Source organism: Telluria sp. AIW5 (assembly GCF_056680575.1).
On sequence record NZ_CM155289.1, the window covers coordinates 2814436 to 2830621 of the forward strand.

At 63.6% G+C, this 16186-nt stretch carries 17 protein-coding genes; 13 read left to right on the forward strand and 4 right to left on the reverse strand.

All coding sequences use genetic code 11. The annotated features are described in order from the left end of the window. Positions 1-54: 54 nt before the first annotated feature. Together AC1MEM_RS12395 and htpG are read left to right on the forward strand one after the other, a co-directional pair. Positions 55-849, forward strand: a complete 795-nt coding sequence (locus tag AC1MEM_RS12395) for a hypothetical protein (protein ID WP_499470779.1) — start codon at positions 55-57, stop codon at positions 847-849. A gap of 90 nt (positions 850-939) precedes the next feature. Continuing rightward, a complete protein-coding gene (htpG, locus tag AC1MEM_RS12400) occupies positions 940-2859 on the forward strand; it encodes a molecular chaperone HtpG (protein ID WP_499470781.1) in 1920 nt (639 codons plus the stop codon). A gap of 259 nt (positions 2860-3118) precedes the next feature. Here htpG and AC1MEM_RS12405 read toward each other — a convergent pair whose 3' ends face one another. From AC1MEM_RS12405 to kynU, 4 genes are all read right to left on the reverse strand, one after another. Then, the gene (locus AC1MEM_RS12405; RefSeq protein WP_499470783.1) at positions 3119-4246 is read right to left on the reverse strand and encodes an acyltransferase family protein; all 1128 of its coding nucleotides are present in this window, start codon (positions 4244-4246) and stop codon (positions 3119-3121) included. Positions 4247-4307: 61 nt separating this feature from the next. After that, the gene (locus tag AC1MEM_RS12410; protein ID WP_499470785.1) at positions 4308-4853 is read right to left on the reverse strand and encodes an RBBP9/YdeN family alpha/beta hydrolase; all 546 of its coding nucleotides are present in this window, start codon (positions 4851-4853) and stop codon (positions 4308-4310) included. A gap of 65 nt (positions 4854-4918) precedes the next feature. After that, entirely contained in the window at positions 4919-5761 is an 843-nt protein-coding gene (kynA, locus tag AC1MEM_RS12415) for a tryptophan 2,3-dioxygenase (RefSeq protein ID WP_499470787.1), read from the reverse strand. 18 nt (positions 5762-5779) lie between these two features. Next, positions 5780-7051, reverse strand: coding sequence for a kynureninase (gene kynU, locus AC1MEM_RS12420; RefSeq protein ID WP_499470789.1), 1272 nt, complete (start codon positions 7049-7051; stop codon positions 5780-5782). Positions 7052-7085: 34 nt separating this feature from the next. On the opposite strand from kynU, the gene AC1MEM_RS12425 reads away from it, so the two are divergent. From AC1MEM_RS12425 to AC1MEM_RS12475, 11 genes are all read left to right on the forward strand, one after another. Next, a complete protein-coding gene (locus tag AC1MEM_RS12425) occupies positions 7086-7439 on the forward strand; it encodes a hypothetical protein (protein ID WP_499470791.1) in 354 nt (117 codons plus the stop codon). A 256-nt stretch (positions 7440-7695) separates the two neighbouring features. Then, a complete protein-coding gene (gene flhD, locus AC1MEM_RS12430) occupies positions 7696-8013 on the forward strand; it encodes a flagellar transcriptional regulator FlhD (RefSeq protein WP_229437064.1) in 318 nt (105 codons plus the stop codon). Positions 8014-8114: 101 nt separating this feature from the next. Beyond that, complete coding sequence (gene flhC, locus AC1MEM_RS12435; protein ID WP_499470793.1) at positions 8115-8696, forward strand: flagellar transcriptional regulator FlhC; 582 nt, start codon at positions 8115-8117, stop codon at positions 8694-8696. Between the two features lie 79 nt (positions 8697-8775). Then, entirely contained in the window at positions 8776-9537 is a 762-nt protein-coding gene (locus AC1MEM_RS12440; RefSeq protein WP_499470795.1) for a class I SAM-dependent methyltransferase, read from the forward strand. A gap of 153 nt (positions 9538-9690) precedes the next feature. After that, complete coding sequence (gene motA, locus AC1MEM_RS12445; RefSeq protein WP_499470797.1) at positions 9691-10551, forward strand: flagellar motor stator protein MotA; 861 nt, start codon at positions 9691-9693, stop codon at positions 10549-10551. A 15-nt stretch (positions 10552-10566) separates the two neighbouring features. Beyond that, positions 10567-11496 carry a flagellar motor protein MotB gene (motB, locus tag AC1MEM_RS12450; protein ID WP_499470798.1) on the forward strand — a complete coding sequence of 310 codons (930 nt, stop codon included), beginning with the start codon at positions 10567-10569 and terminating at the stop codon, positions 11494-11496. A 42-nt stretch (positions 11497-11538) separates the two neighbouring features. Next, entirely contained in the window at positions 11539-12087 is a 549-nt protein-coding gene (locus AC1MEM_RS12455; protein ID WP_499470800.1) for a chemotaxis protein, read from the forward strand. Between the two features lie 57 nt (positions 12088-12144). Then, entirely contained in the window at positions 12145-12510 is a 366-nt protein-coding gene (locus AC1MEM_RS12460; protein WP_499470802.1) for a response regulator, read from the forward strand. Between the two features lie 48 nt (positions 12511-12558). Next, positions 12559-14697 carry a chemotaxis protein CheA gene (gene cheA, locus AC1MEM_RS12465; protein ID WP_499470804.1) on the forward strand — a complete coding sequence of 713 codons (2139 nt, stop codon included), beginning with the start codon at positions 12559-12561 and terminating at the stop codon, positions 14695-14697. Positions 14698-14760: 63 nt separating this feature from the next. Beyond that, on the forward strand, positions 14761-15255 hold the full coding sequence (locus AC1MEM_RS12470) for a chemotaxis protein CheW (RefSeq protein ID WP_499470806.1): 495 nt from the start codon (positions 14761-14763) through the stop codon (positions 15253-15255). Between the two features lie 62 nt (positions 15256-15317). After that, complete coding sequence (locus AC1MEM_RS12475; RefSeq protein WP_499470808.1) at positions 15318-16184, forward strand: CheR family methyltransferase; 867 nt, start codon at positions 15318-15320, stop codon at positions 16182-16184. The last annotated feature ends 2 nt before the right edge of the window (positions 16185-16186 follow it).

Genomic DNA, 16186 nt, shown 5'->3' on the forward strand with positions numbered 1-16186 from the left:
CCTGATGGTATCATCCCGCATCGCCGCGGTGCGGCTGGATAAGGGACGATCAGAATGAATGCCGTGCTTGTGCTCAAACTGTCGCTCGTGCCGCTGCTGATCTGGCTGGTGACCCTCGCAGGGCGCCGCTGGGGACCCGGCGTGGCCGGCTGGCTGTCCGCGTTTCCGATCGTCGCCGGGCCGATCCTGTTCGCCCTCACCCTGGAACAAGGTGCCGCCTTCGCTTCCCGCGCCGCCGAGGGCACCTTGCTGGCTGTCGTCGCCATCCTCGTGTTCAGCCTTGCCTATGCCTGGGCCTCCGGCCGCTTCGGCGTGGCGGCCTCGATGGCGCTGTCCCTGCTGGCCTGGGCCGGCAGCGTCGCCGTGCTGCAGGCGACGCATGTCCCGCTGGGACTGGCCTTCGCGCTGGCCTGGTGCGCCTTGCTGCTGACCTGGCGCCTGTTTCCGGCGGCGACGCCCGGCACGGCCGGCGCACGCCGCAACGACCTGCCGTGGCGCATGCTCGCCGCCGCCGTACTGGTACTGGCCGTGACTGCTGGCGCCGCCCACCTGGGCGCGCGCCTGTCCGGCTTTTTCGCCATGTTCCCGGTGATGAGCACGGTGCTGGTCGGCTTCGCCCATGCCGGATCGGGCCGCGGCAGTGCCGTCGCCCTGCTGCGCGGCATGGTGGTCGGCTATTTCGGCTTCGCCGTGTTCTGCGTCACGCTGGCCATGCAGTTGCGCGAGGGCGCCGTCGGGAGCGCTTTTGCGCTGGCGCTCGGCTGCGCGCTGGTGGTGCACGTCGCCGCGCGCCGGCTGCTGGCCAGGCCGGCCTCGCCGCTGTCGGTGCTGCCCGCAGCAAAAACCTGACACGCAGGGCGCGCGAACGCCTCTTGAAAAGCCGGCCGCTATCCCAATATTCCTGCAATCCGTTCAACCCGCAACATCACGAGGAACAAGATGGCGCACGCCGAAAAAGAAACCCTTGGCTTTCAAGCTGAAGTCAAACAGCTGCTGCAACTGATGATTCACTCCTTGTATTCAAACAAGGAAATCTTCCTGCGCGAACTCATTTCGAACGCCTCCGACGCCGCCGACAAGCTGCGCTTCGAAGCGATCAACAACGATGCCCTGTACGGCAACGACCATGAACTGAAAATCAGGGTCAACTTCGACAAGGCAGCGAAGACGGTCACGATTTCCGACAACGGCATCGGCATGAGCCGCGAGGAAGTGATCTCGCACCTGGGCACCATCGCCAAGTCCGGCACCAAGGAATTCTTCTCGCGCCTGTCGGGCGACCAGCAGGCCGACGCGGCCCTGATCGGCCAGTTCGGCGTGGGCTTCTATTCGGGCTTCATCGTCGCCGACCGCATCACGGTCGAGACCCGCCGCGCCGGCGCCGAGGCAGCCGAGGGCGTGCGCTGGGAGTCGACCGGCGAAGGCGACTACAGCGTCGAATCGATCGAGAAGGCCGGCCGCGGCACCGACGTCATCCTGCACCTGCGCGATGGCGAAGAAGAGCTGCTGTCGAACTGGAAGCTGAAATCGATCATCCGCAAGTACTCCGACCACATCTCGCTGCCGATCCTGATGCAGAAGGAAGAGTGGGACGAAGAGAAGAAAGAAACCGTCGTGCGCGACGAGTTCGAGACTGTCAACCAGGCCAGCGCGCTGTGGGCCCGCAACAAGGCGGACATCACGAAAGAGCAGTACGACGAATTCTACAAGCACGTCTCGCACGACTTCCAGGAGCCGCTGACCCACACGCACAACCGCGTGGAAGGCCGCAGCGAATACACCCAGCTGCTGTACGTGCCGAGCCACGCGCCCTTCGACCTGTGGGACCGCAACAAGCGCGGCGGGATCAAGCTGTATGTGAAGCGCGTCTTCATCATGGACGACGCCGAACAGCTGATGCCGACCTACCTGCGCTTCATTAAAGGCGTGATCGATTCGGCGGACCTGCCGCTGAACGTCTCGCGCGAGATCCTGCAGGAGTCGCGCGACGTGAAGGTCATCCGCGAAGGCTCGACCAAGCGCGTGCTGGGCATGCTGGAAGAACTGGCGAACGCCGACGAAGCGGCAACGAAGGAAAAGTACGTCACCTTCTGGAAGGAATTCGGCCAGGTGCTGAAAGAGGGCATCGGCGAGGACGCGACCAACAAGGACCGCATCGCCAAGCTGCTGCGCTTTGCCTCGACCCAGAACGAGTCGGACGAACAGACCGTCTCGTTCGCGGACTACGTGGCGCGCATGAAGGAAGGCCAGGACAAGATTTATTACGTCACGGCCGATAACTTCAACGCCGCGAAGAACAGCCCTCACCTGGAGATCTTCCGCAAGAAGGGCGTCGAAGTGCTGCTGCTGACCGATCGCGTCGACGAGTGGATGCTGTCCTTCCTGACCGAATTCGAGGGCAAGGAACTGACCTCGGTGGCCAAGGGCGGCCTCGATCTCGGCAAGCTGGAAGACGAAGCCGAGAAGAAGGAACACGAAGAGACCGAGACCCAGTACAAGGACCTGGTCGAGAAGATGAAGGGCGCGCTGGCCGACAAGGCCAAGGACGTGCGCGTCACGCACCGCCTGACCGATTCGCCGGCCTGCCTGGTGGCGGACGAGCACGAGCTGTCGGCGAACCTGGTGCGCATGCTGAAGGCGGCCGGCCAGAACGCGCCGGAATCGAAGCCCATCCTCGAGATCAACCCGAACCACCCGCTGGTGACGCGCCTGAAGTATGAGGATGCGACCAGCCCGCGCTTTGCCGACTGGTCGCATATCCTGTTCGACCAGGCGATGCTGGCCGAGGGCGGCAGCCTGGCCGATCCGGCGAGCTTCGTGAAGCGCTTGAACGAGATGCTGCTGGTGAACGCGAAGTAAGGAAAGTCGTTCATGTAAAACCGGGCCTGCGGGCCCGGTTTTTTTACGCCTGTGTGTTGGCGGCGAATAACCCGGTCCGGCGCTTGATCAGAGATGTGGCGGAACGCAGCGATACGACCTGAGGGTCCGGTTTTTTATGCGTTGTCGCGCAATGGAGGGGCCGTAAATCATCATCGGTGCCTACGCGTGGGCATGCCCTCCCTACGGTAGGCCAGGGCCGTTGGCAGAGGCGCACCGTAGGGTAGGCACGCCCACGCGTTCACCGCATGAATTTCGCGCCGCCAGGTCGATCCACAAACGGCAAGCGCGCTGCCAAACGCACAAACATCGCCTCGAACCACCCCTTGCGACGTTCGGTCACCTGCCCGATCACCCAGGTCGCCGCCACGATCAGCGCCAGCAGCATCGCCACATCCCCGACATCCGAACGCCGGTGCGGATAGGCGATCATCCATACCCGCATCACCAGCGCGTGCACGAGATACAGCGTAAACGTGTACGAAGCCAGCCAGCGCACCGGTATGGCGATTCGCAGCAGGGCAGAAAAACCCGCGCCCTTCGCGTACAGGAAGTTCAGCACGACCAGCGCGCACACCACGTAGTCGGCAAGGTAGCGGTCCGCGCTTTTCAGGGGCAGGCCGGGGAAGGGCCAGGTGGCCAGCGCCAGCGCACGCAGGGCCGCGTCCAGTCCACCGATCTTGAAGGACACCAGCAGCGCCAGCGTCGCGCACCAGCCAAACAGCGCCGGCACACGACCGACCGTGTGCGTCTTCTGCCAGTGGTAAGTCCATACGCCCGCGTACCACACCGGCAGCAGCAGCCACAGTTTCGGCCCGACGAACAGCAGCAGCGAGCCAAGCGCCAGCAGCCGGCGCCTGCCGCGCAGGTAGAAGGCCGCGCCGAACAGGACGTAATACCAGACCTCGTAGCCGAGTGACCAATAAGGCGCGAGCAGCGGCGGGGGCTCGGAGATGGTCCAGAGTTCGCCCATGAACAGCAGGTGCAGCGGCAGGTAGAGCCAGGGTTTGCCGAGCTGGTAGAAGTCCGGGTAAGGCGCCCGGCCGGTGAGCACGAGCAGGCCGGCGAGCGCAAAGCCCAGCAGCAGCAGGGGCAGGGCGACCGAATAGATGCGGGTGCAGCGCGCCACGCAATAGTCGCGCAGGCTCGCGTTCTTGCGTTCGGTGGTGTACGCGATCACGAAGCCGGACAGCACGAAAAACACCACGACCGATTCGCGTCCAAGGCCGAGCCACCAGCGGCCGGCGCCGGGTGCGATCACGCCATACGGCCCGAGATGGCTGGCGACGACCAGCAGCGCGGCCAGGAAGCGGCAGCAGTCGAGGTAGAGCGAAAACGCTTGGTCGAGGGGAGAAGACGAGGTTGCCATGGTCACGGCGGCGCGGTCATGACTGATTGTGCAGCGGCGATGATCAGCCCGCCCGGCGCCGCTAGGCGCGCAGCCCGTCGAGGAATTCGAGCAGCAGGCGCTCGCCCTCGGGCCAGTCGCCATAACCCGCGTCCGCATTCACGTGGCCGGCGGGGCCGATCTCGACATAGCGGCTACCCCAGGCTTCGGCAAAGGCCAGCGCGCGCTCGCGCGTGACGAATTCATCGTTCGTGCTGGCGAGCACCAGGCTCGGAAACGGCAGGCGCGCCATCGGCACCGGCGCGAACCGGTTCGGGTCGATCGGGTAGGAAGGGGCATCGACATCGCTCGGCGCGACCAGGAAGGCGCCGGCCGCGCGCAGCGGCGAACCGGAGGCGGCCCAGTGCGCGGCGAGCATGCAGCCCAGGCTGTGCGCGACCAGCACCGGCGCGCCGGCACAGGCGGCAACGGCGACGTCGAGCTCGGCCACCCATTCGTCACGTTGCGGATTGTTCCAGTCGCGGTGTTCGACCCGCCGCCAGCCGGGGTGGCGCGCTTCCCAGTGCGATTGCCAGTGCTGCGGCCCCGAATTCCACAAGCCCGAGAGAATCAGTACGTCGCCATCCATGCACCCTCCTTGTCGATCAACCCATTTTACCCCGATCGATTGACGCGCCGTTCACAAAGCCGTTTTCACAAAGCCGTGCGCAGCGCGAACAGTTCCGGGAACAGCACCACGTCGAGCATCTTGCGCAGGTAACTGACGCCCGCCGTGCCGCCGGTGCCGGTCTTGAAGCCGATGATGCGTTCGACGGTCGTGACGTGGCGGAAGCGCCAGAAGCGGAAGGCCGTCTCGAGGTCGACCAGCTTCTCGGCCAGTTCATATAAAGCCCAGTGCTTGTCCGGGGCCTGGTAGACGGCGAGCCAGGCCGCCTGCACCGAGTCGTCGCGCGCGGTCGCTTCCGCGGGCGAACGGGCCAGCCGCTCCGGCGCGATCGTGAAACCGCTGCGCGCCAGCAGCGCCACCGCTTCGTCGTAGATCGAGGGCGTATTCAGGGCGGCATCCAGCGTGGCGTGGGCCGGCGGATTCTTTTCGTGCACCGCCAGCAGGGCCGCGTTCTTGTTCCCGAGGATGAATTCGAGCTCGCGGTACTGGTGCGACTGGAAGCCGGAGGAGGCACCGAGATACGGCCGGATCGCCGTGTATTCGGACGGCGTCATCGTCGCCAGCACGTCCCAGGCATGCACCAGCTGGTCCATGATGCGCGCCACGCGCGCCAGCATCTTGAATGCCGGGTCGAGTTCGCCGGCGCGCAGGTGGACGCGCACCGCGTGCAGTTCGTGCAGCATCAGCTTGACCCAGAGTTCGCTGGTCTGGTGCTGGATGATGAAGAGCATCTCGTTGTGGTTCGGCGAGAGCGGGTGCTGGGCCGAGAGGATCTGGTCCAGGCCAAGATAGTCGCCATAGCTCATCGACTCCTTGAAATCCATTTTCGCGCCGTGCCAGGCGGCGGATTTGTTCTCTTTATCGTTCATGGGGGCTCCAGGTCACTTTCACGTCACTGAGCCGCGTTCGGCGGCGACGTCATAGTCCTCGCGGTCGAGGATGTCCTTCAGGATCGCCACCGCATCCCACACGTCCACATAACGCGTGTACAACGGCGTGAAGCCGAAGCGCATGATCTCCGGCTCGCGGTAGTCGCCGATCACGCCGCGCGCGATCAGGGCCGCCATCACCGCATAGCCGTGCGGATGGGTGAAGCTGACGTGGCTGCCGCGCCGGGCGTGCTCGCGCGGCGTCACCAGTCCCAGCGGGTGATTCGCGCAGCTGGTCTCGACCAGTTCGATGAACAGGTCGGTGAGCGCGAGCGACTTGGCGCGGATCGCTTCCATGCTGGTTTCTTCGAATATCTCCAGCCCGCATTCGACCAGCGCCAGCGAGACCACTGGCTGGGTGCCGCACAGGGCGCGCCCGATGCCGTCGGCGGGGGAGAAACCGTGCGCCATCGCGAAGGGTTTGGCATGGCTCCACCAGCCGGTGAGCGGATGCGAGAATTGTTCCTGGTGGCGGCGCGGTACCCAGATGAAGGCCGGCGAGCCCGGGCCGCCATTCAGGTATTTATAGGTGCAGCCGACGGCGAAGTCGGCTTCGGCGGCGTTCAGGTCGACCGGCACCGCGCCGGCGGAGTGGGCGAGGTCCCAGACGATCAAGGCACCCTGCTGGTGCGCGTGGCCCGTGAGCGCTGCCATGTCGTGCTGATGGCCGGTGCGGTAGTTCACGTGGGTCAGCATGACGACGGCGCAGTCTGCGTCGATCGCCGCCGGCAGTTCGTCGACGGAATCGACCAGGCGTACGCGGTAGCCGCGCGCCAGCCATTTGGCGAGGCCCTCGGCCATGTAGATATCGGTCGGGAAGTTGCTGCGCTCGGTGACGATGACGCGCCGCGCCGCCTGCGGCCCCTCGGCCTGCGCTTTTTCCTGGATATGGATGGCGGCGGCCAGCGCCTTGAACAGGTTCAGCGAGGTGGTATCGGTGACGGCGACTTCACCGGCCTCGGCGCCGATCAGCGGACCGAGGCGTTCGCCCAGTCGCTTCGGCATGTCGAACCAGCCGGCCGTGTTCCAGCTCGTGATCAGGTCGCGGCCCCATTCGCGCGCCACCACGGCTTGCGCGCGCTCGAGCGCCGCACGTGGGCGGGCGCCGAGCGAATTGCCGTCGAGGTAGATGAGGCCGGCCGGCAGGTCGAAGCGTTCGCGCAGGGGCGCGAGCGGATCGCGGGCGTCGCGCACGAGGCAATCGGCGCGGGTGATCGGAAGTTCGCTCATATATAAGGAAAGTCGGAAGAAGAGGTGGTATGCGATGGGGCAAGCGCACAGATGTCTATGCAGGTCGCCGTTTGGGGGCGAGTGTAGCAAGAAAACGCCGCCCAGCGGCGGTCAATGGATGACGCTTTGTTATCTTTTCCGGGGAGCAGCCCCAGTCGGCGACTTTTTTGATCTTTTTTCAAATTATTTTGCTCGCAAGCCTAAAGTTCCCGATACCGCTGCCGTAAAGGACTCAGAGGCGGCGAAAGGCGAACTGAAAATATTCAAAAATATTTTGAAAATCACCCTAAAGTTCCTCGCGATGCTGCCGTTAAAGGTGCATCAGGCAAGAAAGGGATTGGAAAAAAAGTTCGGATCCGCCCTAAAGTTCCTGTTTTGGTTGACGTAAACCAACATATGAATGAATTGCCGCGCTTGCGAATGAGTTGAGCCAGCGCACTTTGAAGCACCGCATCAGCCTCCAGTTTTCATAGGAGCGCATCCCCCATCGGCCCGAGTTTGTCAGACAAACTCCTACGGGCACGACCGCGTTTACCGGACGTAAAATACAGTGTCCGTCCGATTCCCCTAATGTTTCTCTACAGTCAGAATCTATCTCACTGGCAACACACAACGCCAGGTTCAACGGAAGATGGAGAATAAAAATGACTGCAAACGACATGATGGCTGAAATTCGCGACGCCAACCTGAGCTACCTGATGCTGGCCCAGCAGATGATCCGTGCCGACAAAGTCACCGCCATTTTCCGTCTCGGCATCTCGGCCGACATCGCCGACCTGATCGAAGGCATGAGCAATGCCCAGATCCTGAAGCTCGCCGGCGGCAACATGATGCTGGCCCGCTTCCGCTTCGACGACACCGCCATCCTGTCCATGCTCACCAGCCACACCAAGGACCGCGCCCTGGCGCAGTCGCACGCTGCCATCCTGATGGCCGGCCAGCCTGCGGAAGAGATTGCGTAATCGTCCAGTGGGCAGAGAATTTCTGCTGGGACACATTGTAAAATCCCGCTGAGCTCCGTTTGATAGTGTAGGATAGCCGGGACACCAGCCGGAGCCGTGGGATGAGTAAAAAAAGCGTCGTATCTGAAGCGCAGGAAATACAGCTTGCCATCGAGCTGATCAATCTGGGCGCCCGCCTGCAACTGCTCGAGAGCGAAGTCTCGCTGTCCCGCGAGCGCCTCATCAAGCTGTACAAGGAACTGAAGGGCATGTCGCCGCCGAAAGGCATGCTGCCGTTCTCGACCGACTGGTTCCTGACCTGGCAACCGAACATCCACTCCTCGCTGTTCATCAATATCTATAATTTCCTGGTCGAACACGCCGGTGCAAGCGGCGTCCAGGCGGTGATGAAAGCCTACAAGCTTTACCTCGAACAAATGCCGGCCGCGCCAGGCGAAGAGCCGCTGCTCTCGCTCACGCGCGCCTGGACCCTGGTGCGTTTCTTCCAGGGCAACATGCTGGCGCTGGCTCCCTGCACCCGGTGCAAGGGTAAATTCGTCGTCAATACCTTCGACCTGAACCGCGACTACCTGTGCGGCCTGTGCCACATGCCTTCGCGTGCCGGCAAGACCCGTAAAGCCAAAGATGCCGCCGCGCTCGATGCCGCCGCTGCCGCCCGCGAGGATGCCGCGGGCGCGGCCTGAGCCCGCGCCCTGGCCTTGACGACGTGACGCTCCCGCCGTGACGCTCCCGCCGTGACGCCCCCGCCGTGACGCCCCCGCCGTGACGCCCCACCTCCTGCGCGCACCCGCCGTGCGCGCATTGTTCTGCCAGCTTGCCGCCTTTCCCCTGACGCTGCTCGCCGTCTACCTGCTGGCGCGCGCCGCCATGCAGCCGTCCTGGCTGCTCGCCGCCGCCCTGCAGGGCGTGTTCGCCGCCGTGCTGACCTGGCGCTGGCGCCTGGCTCCCTGGTGGATCGTCATCTGCCTGCTGTTCCCGCTGGCGCTGTACGGCGCGAACGATCTCGACCTGCCGCCCCGGCTGTTCCTGGCCGTCTTCCTGTTCATGCTGGTCCTGTACTGGTCGACCTTTCGCACCCAGGTGCCGTACTACCCGTCCGGCAAGACGGCGTGGAAAGCGGTGGCAGAACAGCTGCCGCAGGGCAGGCCGGTGGCCTTCATCGATATCGGCAGCGGCCTTGGCGGCCTGGTGCTCGACCTGGCGCGGCGCCGGCCGGACGCGTCGACCACGGGTATCGAGCTGGCGCCGCTGCCCTGGCTGGCCAGCTGGCTGCGCGCGCGCCTGTCGAACAGCCGGGCCCGGTTCATCCGCGGTGACTACGAGTCACTTGACTTCAGCAACTTCGACGCGGTCTTCGCCTACCTGTCGTCGGCGGCGATGGCGGCACTGTGGCGGAAGGCGCGGCGCGAGATGCGTCCCGGCAGCATGCTGATGAGTTATGAATTCGCCATTCCGGACGCGCCACCGAGCGTCTCTCTCTATCTTCAAGATACTGGTCGAACTCTCTACATATGGCACTTTTAGACCACAAATCGGGCCTTTTTACTTGCCCGTAGGCCATTCTCAAGCTATTGTTCCAGCTGTAGTAGTTCCGTACGTAAATATTTTTTCTGAGATACTTTGTCTCGGAATCCTGGACCTTCAGGCACACGCCTGGCCGCCTTCTGGAGCCCCTTCTTGCTAGTTATTATTGGTTACGTCGTTGTCTGCGCTTCAGTGTTCGGCGGCTTCATCTGGTCCGGCGGGCACGCGGCCGTGCTGCTGCAGCCGATCGAGCTGATCATGATCGGCGGCGCGGCCATCGGCGCATTCTTTGTCGGTAACAACAGCAAGGCGATCAAGGCGACCATGAAGGCGCTGCCGACCGTCTTCAAGGGTTCGCAGTACACGCGCGAAATGTACATGGAGCTCATGTCGCTCCTGTTCGACGTGCTCTCGAAAGTGCGCAAGGAAGGCCTGATGTCGATCGAAGGCGATATCGAGTCGCCGGACGCGAGCCCGCTGTTCTCGAAGTATCCGCTGGTGCTGGCCGACCACCATATCGTCGAATTCATGGCCGACTACCTGCGCCTGATGGTGTCGGGGAACATGGACGCCTTCCAGATCGAAAACCTGATGGACAACGAGATCGAGACCCATCACCACGAAGGCGCGGTGCCGGCCCACGTGATCGCCAAGCTCGGCGATGGCCTGCCGGCCTTCGGTATCGTCGCCGCCGTCATGGGCGTGGTGCACACGATGGAATCGGTCGGCATCCCGCCGGCGGAACTGGGCATCCTGATCGCCAAAGCGCTGGTCGGTACCTTCCTCGGCATCTTGCTGGCCTACGGCTTTGTCGGCCCGCTGGCGAGCCTGCTGGAACAGAAGCTCGATGAGTCGAGCAAGATGTTCCAGTGCGTGAAGGTGACCCTGCTCGCCAGCCTGAACGGCTATGCGCCGGCCCTGGCCGTCGAATTCGGCCGCAAGGTGCTGTACTCGACCGAACGCCCGTCGTTTGCCGAGCTGGAAGAGCACATCAAGAAGTCGAAGAGCAAATAAGGGGAGCAACTGAGCATGGCCGACGAAGGAATGCGCCCGATCATCGTCAAGCGGATCAAGAAGACCGCTGGCGGGCACCATGGCGGCGCCTGGAAGATCGCCTATGCCGACTTCGTGACGGCGATGATGGCCTTTTTCCTGCTGATGTGGCTGCTCGGCTCGACCTCCAAAGGCGACCTCGACGGCATCTCGGAATTCTTCAAGAATCCGCTGAAGGTGGCGATGTCGGGCGGCTCCGGCTCCGGCGACAGCTCCTCCGTCATCAAGGGCGGCGGCGCCGACCTCACGCGCCGCAGCGGCCAGGTCAAGAAGGGCGACACGCAGACCAACAAGAAGACCTACGACCTGAACGATGCGAAGGCCGCGCTCGAACGCGCCGAAGGCGAGCGCCTCAAAACGCTGAAAGCGAAGATCGAGGCTGTCATCGAAGCCAATCCATTGCTGAAGAAGTACCAGAACCAGCTGCTGCTCGACATCACCAGCGAAGGCTTGCGCATCCAGATCGTGGACGAGCAGAACCGCCCGATGTTCGCGCTGGCCAAGGCCACGCTGCAGCCCTACACGGGCGACATCCTGCACGTGCTGGGGATGGTACTGAACGATGTGCCGAACCGCATCGGCCTGTCCGGCCACACGGATTCGACCCCGTACTATAGCGACGCCGGCTACAGCAACTGGGAACTTTCGGCAGACCGCGCCAACGCCTCGCGGCGCGCGCTGGTGGTGGGCGGCCTGGCCGACAGGAAGATCCTGCGCGTGGTGGGCCTGGCGGACGCCGCGCCGCTCGACCGCGCCGACCCGTTCAACCCGATCAACCGCCGCATCAGCATCATCGTGATGAACAAGCGCACCGAAGACGCCGTCATGCGCGACGCCGCCACCCTCGACGTGCCGTCCCACGACGGCAAGGCGGCGGCCGAGGCTGTCGCTGCCGCGACGAAGTAAGTGCAAGCAAGCAGTGCCCTCGATCCGGGCCAGGAGTAACAAATGACAAGAAAAAAGATTTTGGGTTCGCACGTCAAACGCCTGTTGTCCGGTGTGTCGGCGCACGGCCGGCGCCACCTGAGCGAGGTGGAGACCGACCTGCTGCAGACCGAATTGCTGCTCGAGGAAGCGGTCGACAAGCTGACCGGCAGCTTCATGGCGATCCACAGCGCTGTCGGCGCGCGCCAGGAAGCGATCGACCGCCTGCTGGCGGGCGGCACGCCAACGCTTGAGGACAGCGAAAAGCTGGCGGCGATGTCGGGCGAAATCGGCACCCACGTGAACTCGGCGATCACCAGCATGCAATTCCAGGACATGACGAGCCAGCTGATCGAGCGTACCCTGAAGCGCGTGACGGGCTTGCGCGAATTCCTCGGCACGCTCGACGAACACGGTGCGGATATCCGCCCCGACACGGGCAGCGACGAAATCGTCGAGCGCCTGGGCAAGGTCAGCATGGCGCTGGCGATCCAGTCGCTCGAACTGCGCAGCGTGCTGCGCAAGTCGGTCGAACAACAGCATCTCGAAAGCGGCGACATCGAACTCTTCTGACAGTGTCAGGAAATTCGCCGCCACTTACAAAACCCAAGAAAAGAGCAGGAGCACAACATGGCTAAAACAATTCTCGCGGTCGACGATTCGAGCTCGCTGCGCCAGATGGTGGCGTTCAGCCTGAAGGCGGCCGGTTACCAGGTGGTCGAAGCGGTCGATGGCCAGGATGGCCTGGACAAGGCGAAGAACCAGGTCGTCGACCTGGTGCTGACGGACCAGAACATGCCGCGCATGGACGGCCTGGCGCTGATCAAGCACCTGCGCGGCCTGCCCGAGTACCAGAAGGTGCCGATCCTGATGCTGACCACGGAATCCTCGGACGAAATGAAATCGAAGGGCCGCGCGGCCGGCGCCAACGGCTGGCTGGTCAAGCCCTTCGACCCGCAACGCCTGATCGAAGTCGTCAAGAAAGTGATCGGCTGAAGCGATGAGGCAGCGCCGCTTTAAAGAGATGCTCCCCAGGATTTCACCATGACGATCGACATCAGCCAGTTTTACCAGGTCTTTTTCGACGAAGCCGAAGAGCTGCTCGCCGAAATGGAACGGCTGCTGCTGGGCGTCGACGTGGCCGCCCCCGACAGCGAAGACCTGAACGCCATCTTCCGCACCGCGCACTCCGTGAAGGGCGGCGCCTCGACCTTCGGCATCACCGACATGAGCGAGGTGACGCACGTACTGGAGTCGCTGCTCGACCGCATCCGCAAGGGCGAGATGGCGCTGACGAGCCAGCACGTGGACGCCTTCCTGGCGGCCAAGGACACGCTCAAGATGCAGCTCGACGGCCACCGCAACGGCGCCCACGTCGACCAGGACAACGTCGCCAACGTGCGCATGATGCTGCACGACTTGTCCGAAGGCCTGGTGCCGGCGGCCTCGCTGGTCGCGCCATCCTTCCTGCACGCGGAACCGAAAGCGCACACGGGCGAGGGCGCGCACCGCTACAAGATCGAGCTGCCGAGTGTCGAGCAGCGCGACGTGAATGCGCTGGTCGACGAACTGGGCCTGATGGGCCGCGTCTCGGTGACGCCTTTGGATGGCGGGCGCAGCGCGCTGATCATCACGACCCACGAAAGCCTGGACGACATCATCGCCATCTGCTCCTTCGTGCTCGACCCGGACGACCTCAGGATTTTCGAAGCGCCGCCCCTGACGCCGGAACAGCGCGCCATCGAAGCGGCCGAACGCGCCCGCATCGAGGACGAGCAGGGCTATGGCTTCTTCGACCCGGCCGACGAGGCGCCGCAAGCGCAAGCCGAGCTGAGCGACGACGAGCGCGGCTACGGCTTCTTCCAGCCGATCGAACAGATCCGCGCGCTGGCCGGTATCGAGGCGGCGCCAGGCAAGGCCGCCGCGGTGCAGGAGCTTGTCGACGCCATTGAAAAGAAGGCCGCCAAAAAAGACGAGAAGGGCGCCGAGTCGTCCTCGATCCGCGTCTCGGTGGAGAAGGTCGACCAACTCATCAACCTGATCGGCGAACTGGTCATCACGCAGGCCATGCTCGAGCAGCGATCAAGCGGCCTCGACCCGATGGTGCACGAGCGCCTGCTGTCTTCCGTCAACCAGCTGACGCGCAATACGCGCGAGCTGCAGGAAGCCGTGATGTCGATCCGCATGATGCCGATGGACTTCGTGTTCTCGCGCTTCCCGCGCATGGTGCGCGACCTGGCCGGCAAGCTGGGCAAGAAGGTCGACTTCATCACCCATGGCGCGGCGACCGAACTGGACAAGGGCCTGATCGAGCGCATCGTCGACCCGCTGACCCACCTGGTGCGCAACAGCATCGACCACGGCATCGAAATGCCGGCCACCCGGCTTGCCGCCGGCAAGTCGGAAGCAGGGCGCCTGTTCCTGTCGGCCGGCCACCAGGGCGGCAATATCGTCATCGAAGTGGCCGACGACGGCGCCGGCCTGAACCGCGAGCGCATCCTCGCGAAAGCGAAGCAGAACGGCCTGGCCGTGTCCGATGCGATGAGCGACAGCGAGGTCTGGCAACTGATCTTCGCGCCGGGCTTTTCCACGGCCGATGTCGTGACCGATGTGTCGGGCCGCGGCGTGGGCATGGATGTTGTCAAACGTAACATCACGGCGATGGGGGGCTCGGTCGATATCCGTTCGGCCCGTGGCTTCGGCACCACGATTTCGATCTCTTTACCGCTGACACTCGCTATTTTGGACGGGATGACTATACGTTGCGGTGAGGAAATCTATATCCTTCCATTAGGCTACGTGGTCGAGTCGCTGCAACCGCGCCGTGAAGACGTGCGCGAGATCGCCGGCCGCGGCCGGGTGCTGAAAGTGCGTGGCGAATACCTGCCCTTGATCGCGCTGCAAGGCATGTTCGGCATCGCTTCGCGCGTGCAGGATCCGAGCGAGGGCATTGTCGTGATCCTGGAATCCGAAGGCAAGCGCGCGGCGCTGCTGATCGATGACCTGGTGGGACAGCAACACGTGGTGGTGAAGAACCTGGAAGCGAATTACCGCAAGGTCGCCGGGATCTCCGGCGCCACCATCCTCGGCGACGGCGGCGTCTCCCTGATCCTCGACGTGGCGGCGCTGGTGCGCTCATCGAACCCATTGCGCCAGCTGGCCGACGAGGCGCTTGCCTCTTGAGGCTGGCCTCATCGTGCCGGCCTCATAGTTGAACAATAAGCTGAATATCTACAAGGAAAACAAATGTCCATCACCCAAACCACGGCCCAGGGCCACGACGGCGCCGGCAACGAATACCTGGCGTTCACGCTCGGCTCGGAAGAATACGGGATCGACATCCTGAAGGTGCAGGAAATCCGCGGCTACGAAGCCGTGACCCGCATCGCCAACGCACCGGAATTCATCAAGGGCGTGATCAACCTGCGCGGCATCATCATCCCCGTGGTCGACATGCGCATCAAGTTCAACCTCGGCACCCCGACCTATGACCAGTTCACGGTCGTCATCATCCTGAACATCGCCGGCCGCGTGATGGGCATGGTCGTCGACAGCGTTTCGGACGTGACCACGCTCACCCCGGACCAGGTCAAGCCGGCCCCGGACATGGGCAGCGCCTTCAGCACCGATTACCTGATCGGCCTCGGCACCGTCGACGAGCGCATGCTGATCCTGGTCGACATCGACCGCCTGATGTCGTCGGCCGAGATGGGCCTCATCGATTCGAAACTGGCTGCGTAACACGAACGGCACCGAGCAAACAATCGCCGGCTCCGGCCGGCAGAACAGACAGGTAAGGCAAAGTGCCGTTACACACCTCCGACACAGTCAAGGAATTTGACTTCACGCGCGCCGACTTCGAGCGCGTGCGCGCCCTGATCTATCGCCGCGCCGGCATCTCGCTGGCCGACAGCAAGCAGGAAATGGTCTACAGCCGCCTGGCGCGGCGCCTGCGCGCCACCGGTATTCAATCCTTCGGCAAATACCTCGACGACCTGGAAGCAGGGCGCCTGGGCGAAGAGTTCGAATCGTTCACGAACGCGCTGACGACGAACCTGACCTCCTTCTTCCGCGAAGCCCACCACTTCCCGCTGCTGGCCGAGCACGTGCAATTGCTGCGCGCGCGGGATAGTGCGCCCCTGACCATCTGGTGCTCGGCCAGCTCGACCGGCGAAGAGCCGTATTCGATCGCGATGACCCTGTGCGAAGCCTTCAATACGCTCACGCCGCCGGTGCAGATCATCGCCACCGACATCGACACGAATGTGCTGTCCACGGCCAGTGAAGGCATGTACGGGCTCGATCGCGTGGAAAAGATGGCGCCGGAACGCCTGAAAAAGTTTTTCTTGCGCGGCAAGGGGCGCCACGAAGGCATGGTGCGGGTGCGTCCTGAACTGCGCCAGCTGGTCACCTTCCGCCAGTTGAACCTGCTGTCGGATTCCTGGCCCCTGGGTGGGCAAAACGGTGGACAGTTCGACGCCATCTTCTGCCGCAACGTGATGATCTATTTTGACAAGGAAACGCAGCGCAAGATCCTGGCGCGCTTCGTGCCGCTGATGAAGCCGCACGCGCTGCTGTTTGCCGGCCACTCCGAGAACTTCCTGTACGTGTCCGACTCGCTGCGCCTGCGCGGCAAGACCGTCTACGAACTCCACGAGCGTCGCGCTTGAAG

Excerpts from the sequence above, each read along its gene's own strand:
- AC1MEM_RS12395 (WP_499470779.1), top strand. The coding sequence starts at position 55 with ATGAATGCCGTGCTTGTGCTCAAACTGTCGCTCGTGCCGCTGCTGATC.
- htpG (WP_499470781.1), top strand. The coding sequence starts at position 940 with ATGGCGCACGCCGAAAAAGAAACCCTTGGCTTTCAAGCTGAAGTCAAA.
- AC1MEM_RS12405 (WP_499470783.1), bottom strand. The coding sequence starts at position 4,246 with ATGGCAACCTCGTCTTCTCCCCTCGACCAAGCGTTTTCGCTCTACCTC.
- AC1MEM_RS12410 (WP_499470785.1), bottom strand. The coding sequence starts at position 4,853 with ATGGATGGCGACGTACTGATTCTCTCGGGCTTGTGGAATTCGGGGCCG.
- kynA (WP_499470787.1), bottom strand. The coding sequence starts at position 5,761 with ATGAACGATAAAGAGAACAAATCCGCCGCCTGGCACGGCGCGAAAATG.
- kynU (WP_499470789.1), bottom strand. The coding sequence starts at position 7,051 with ATGAGCGAACTTCCGATCACCCGCGCCGATTGCCTCGTGCGCGACGCC.
- AC1MEM_RS12425 (WP_499470791.1), top strand. The coding sequence starts at position 7,086 with ATGGGGCAAGCGCACAGATGTCTATGCAGGTCGCCGTTTGGGGGCGAG.
- flhD (WP_229437064.1), top strand. The coding sequence starts at position 7,696 with ATGACTGCAAACGACATGATGGCTGAAATTCGCGACGCCAACCTGAGC.
- flhC (WP_499470793.1), top strand. The coding sequence starts at position 8,115 with ATGAGTAAAAAAAGCGTCGTATCTGAAGCGCAGGAAATACAGCTTGCC.
- motB (WP_499470798.1), top strand. The coding sequence starts at position 10,567 with ATGGCCGACGAAGGAATGCGCCCGATCATCGTCAAGCGGATCAAGAAG.
- AC1MEM_RS12455 (WP_499470800.1), top strand. The coding sequence starts at position 11,539 with ATGACAAGAAAAAAGATTTTGGGTTCGCACGTCAAACGCCTGTTGTCC.
- AC1MEM_RS12460 (WP_499470802.1), top strand. The coding sequence starts at position 12,145 with ATGGCTAAAACAATTCTCGCGGTCGACGATTCGAGCTCGCTGCGCCAG.
- cheA (WP_499470804.1), top strand. The coding sequence starts at position 12,559 with ATGACGATCGACATCAGCCAGTTTTACCAGGTCTTTTTCGACGAAGCC.
- AC1MEM_RS12470 (WP_499470806.1), top strand. The coding sequence starts at position 14,761 with ATGTCCATCACCCAAACCACGGCCCAGGGCCACGACGGCGCCGGCAAC.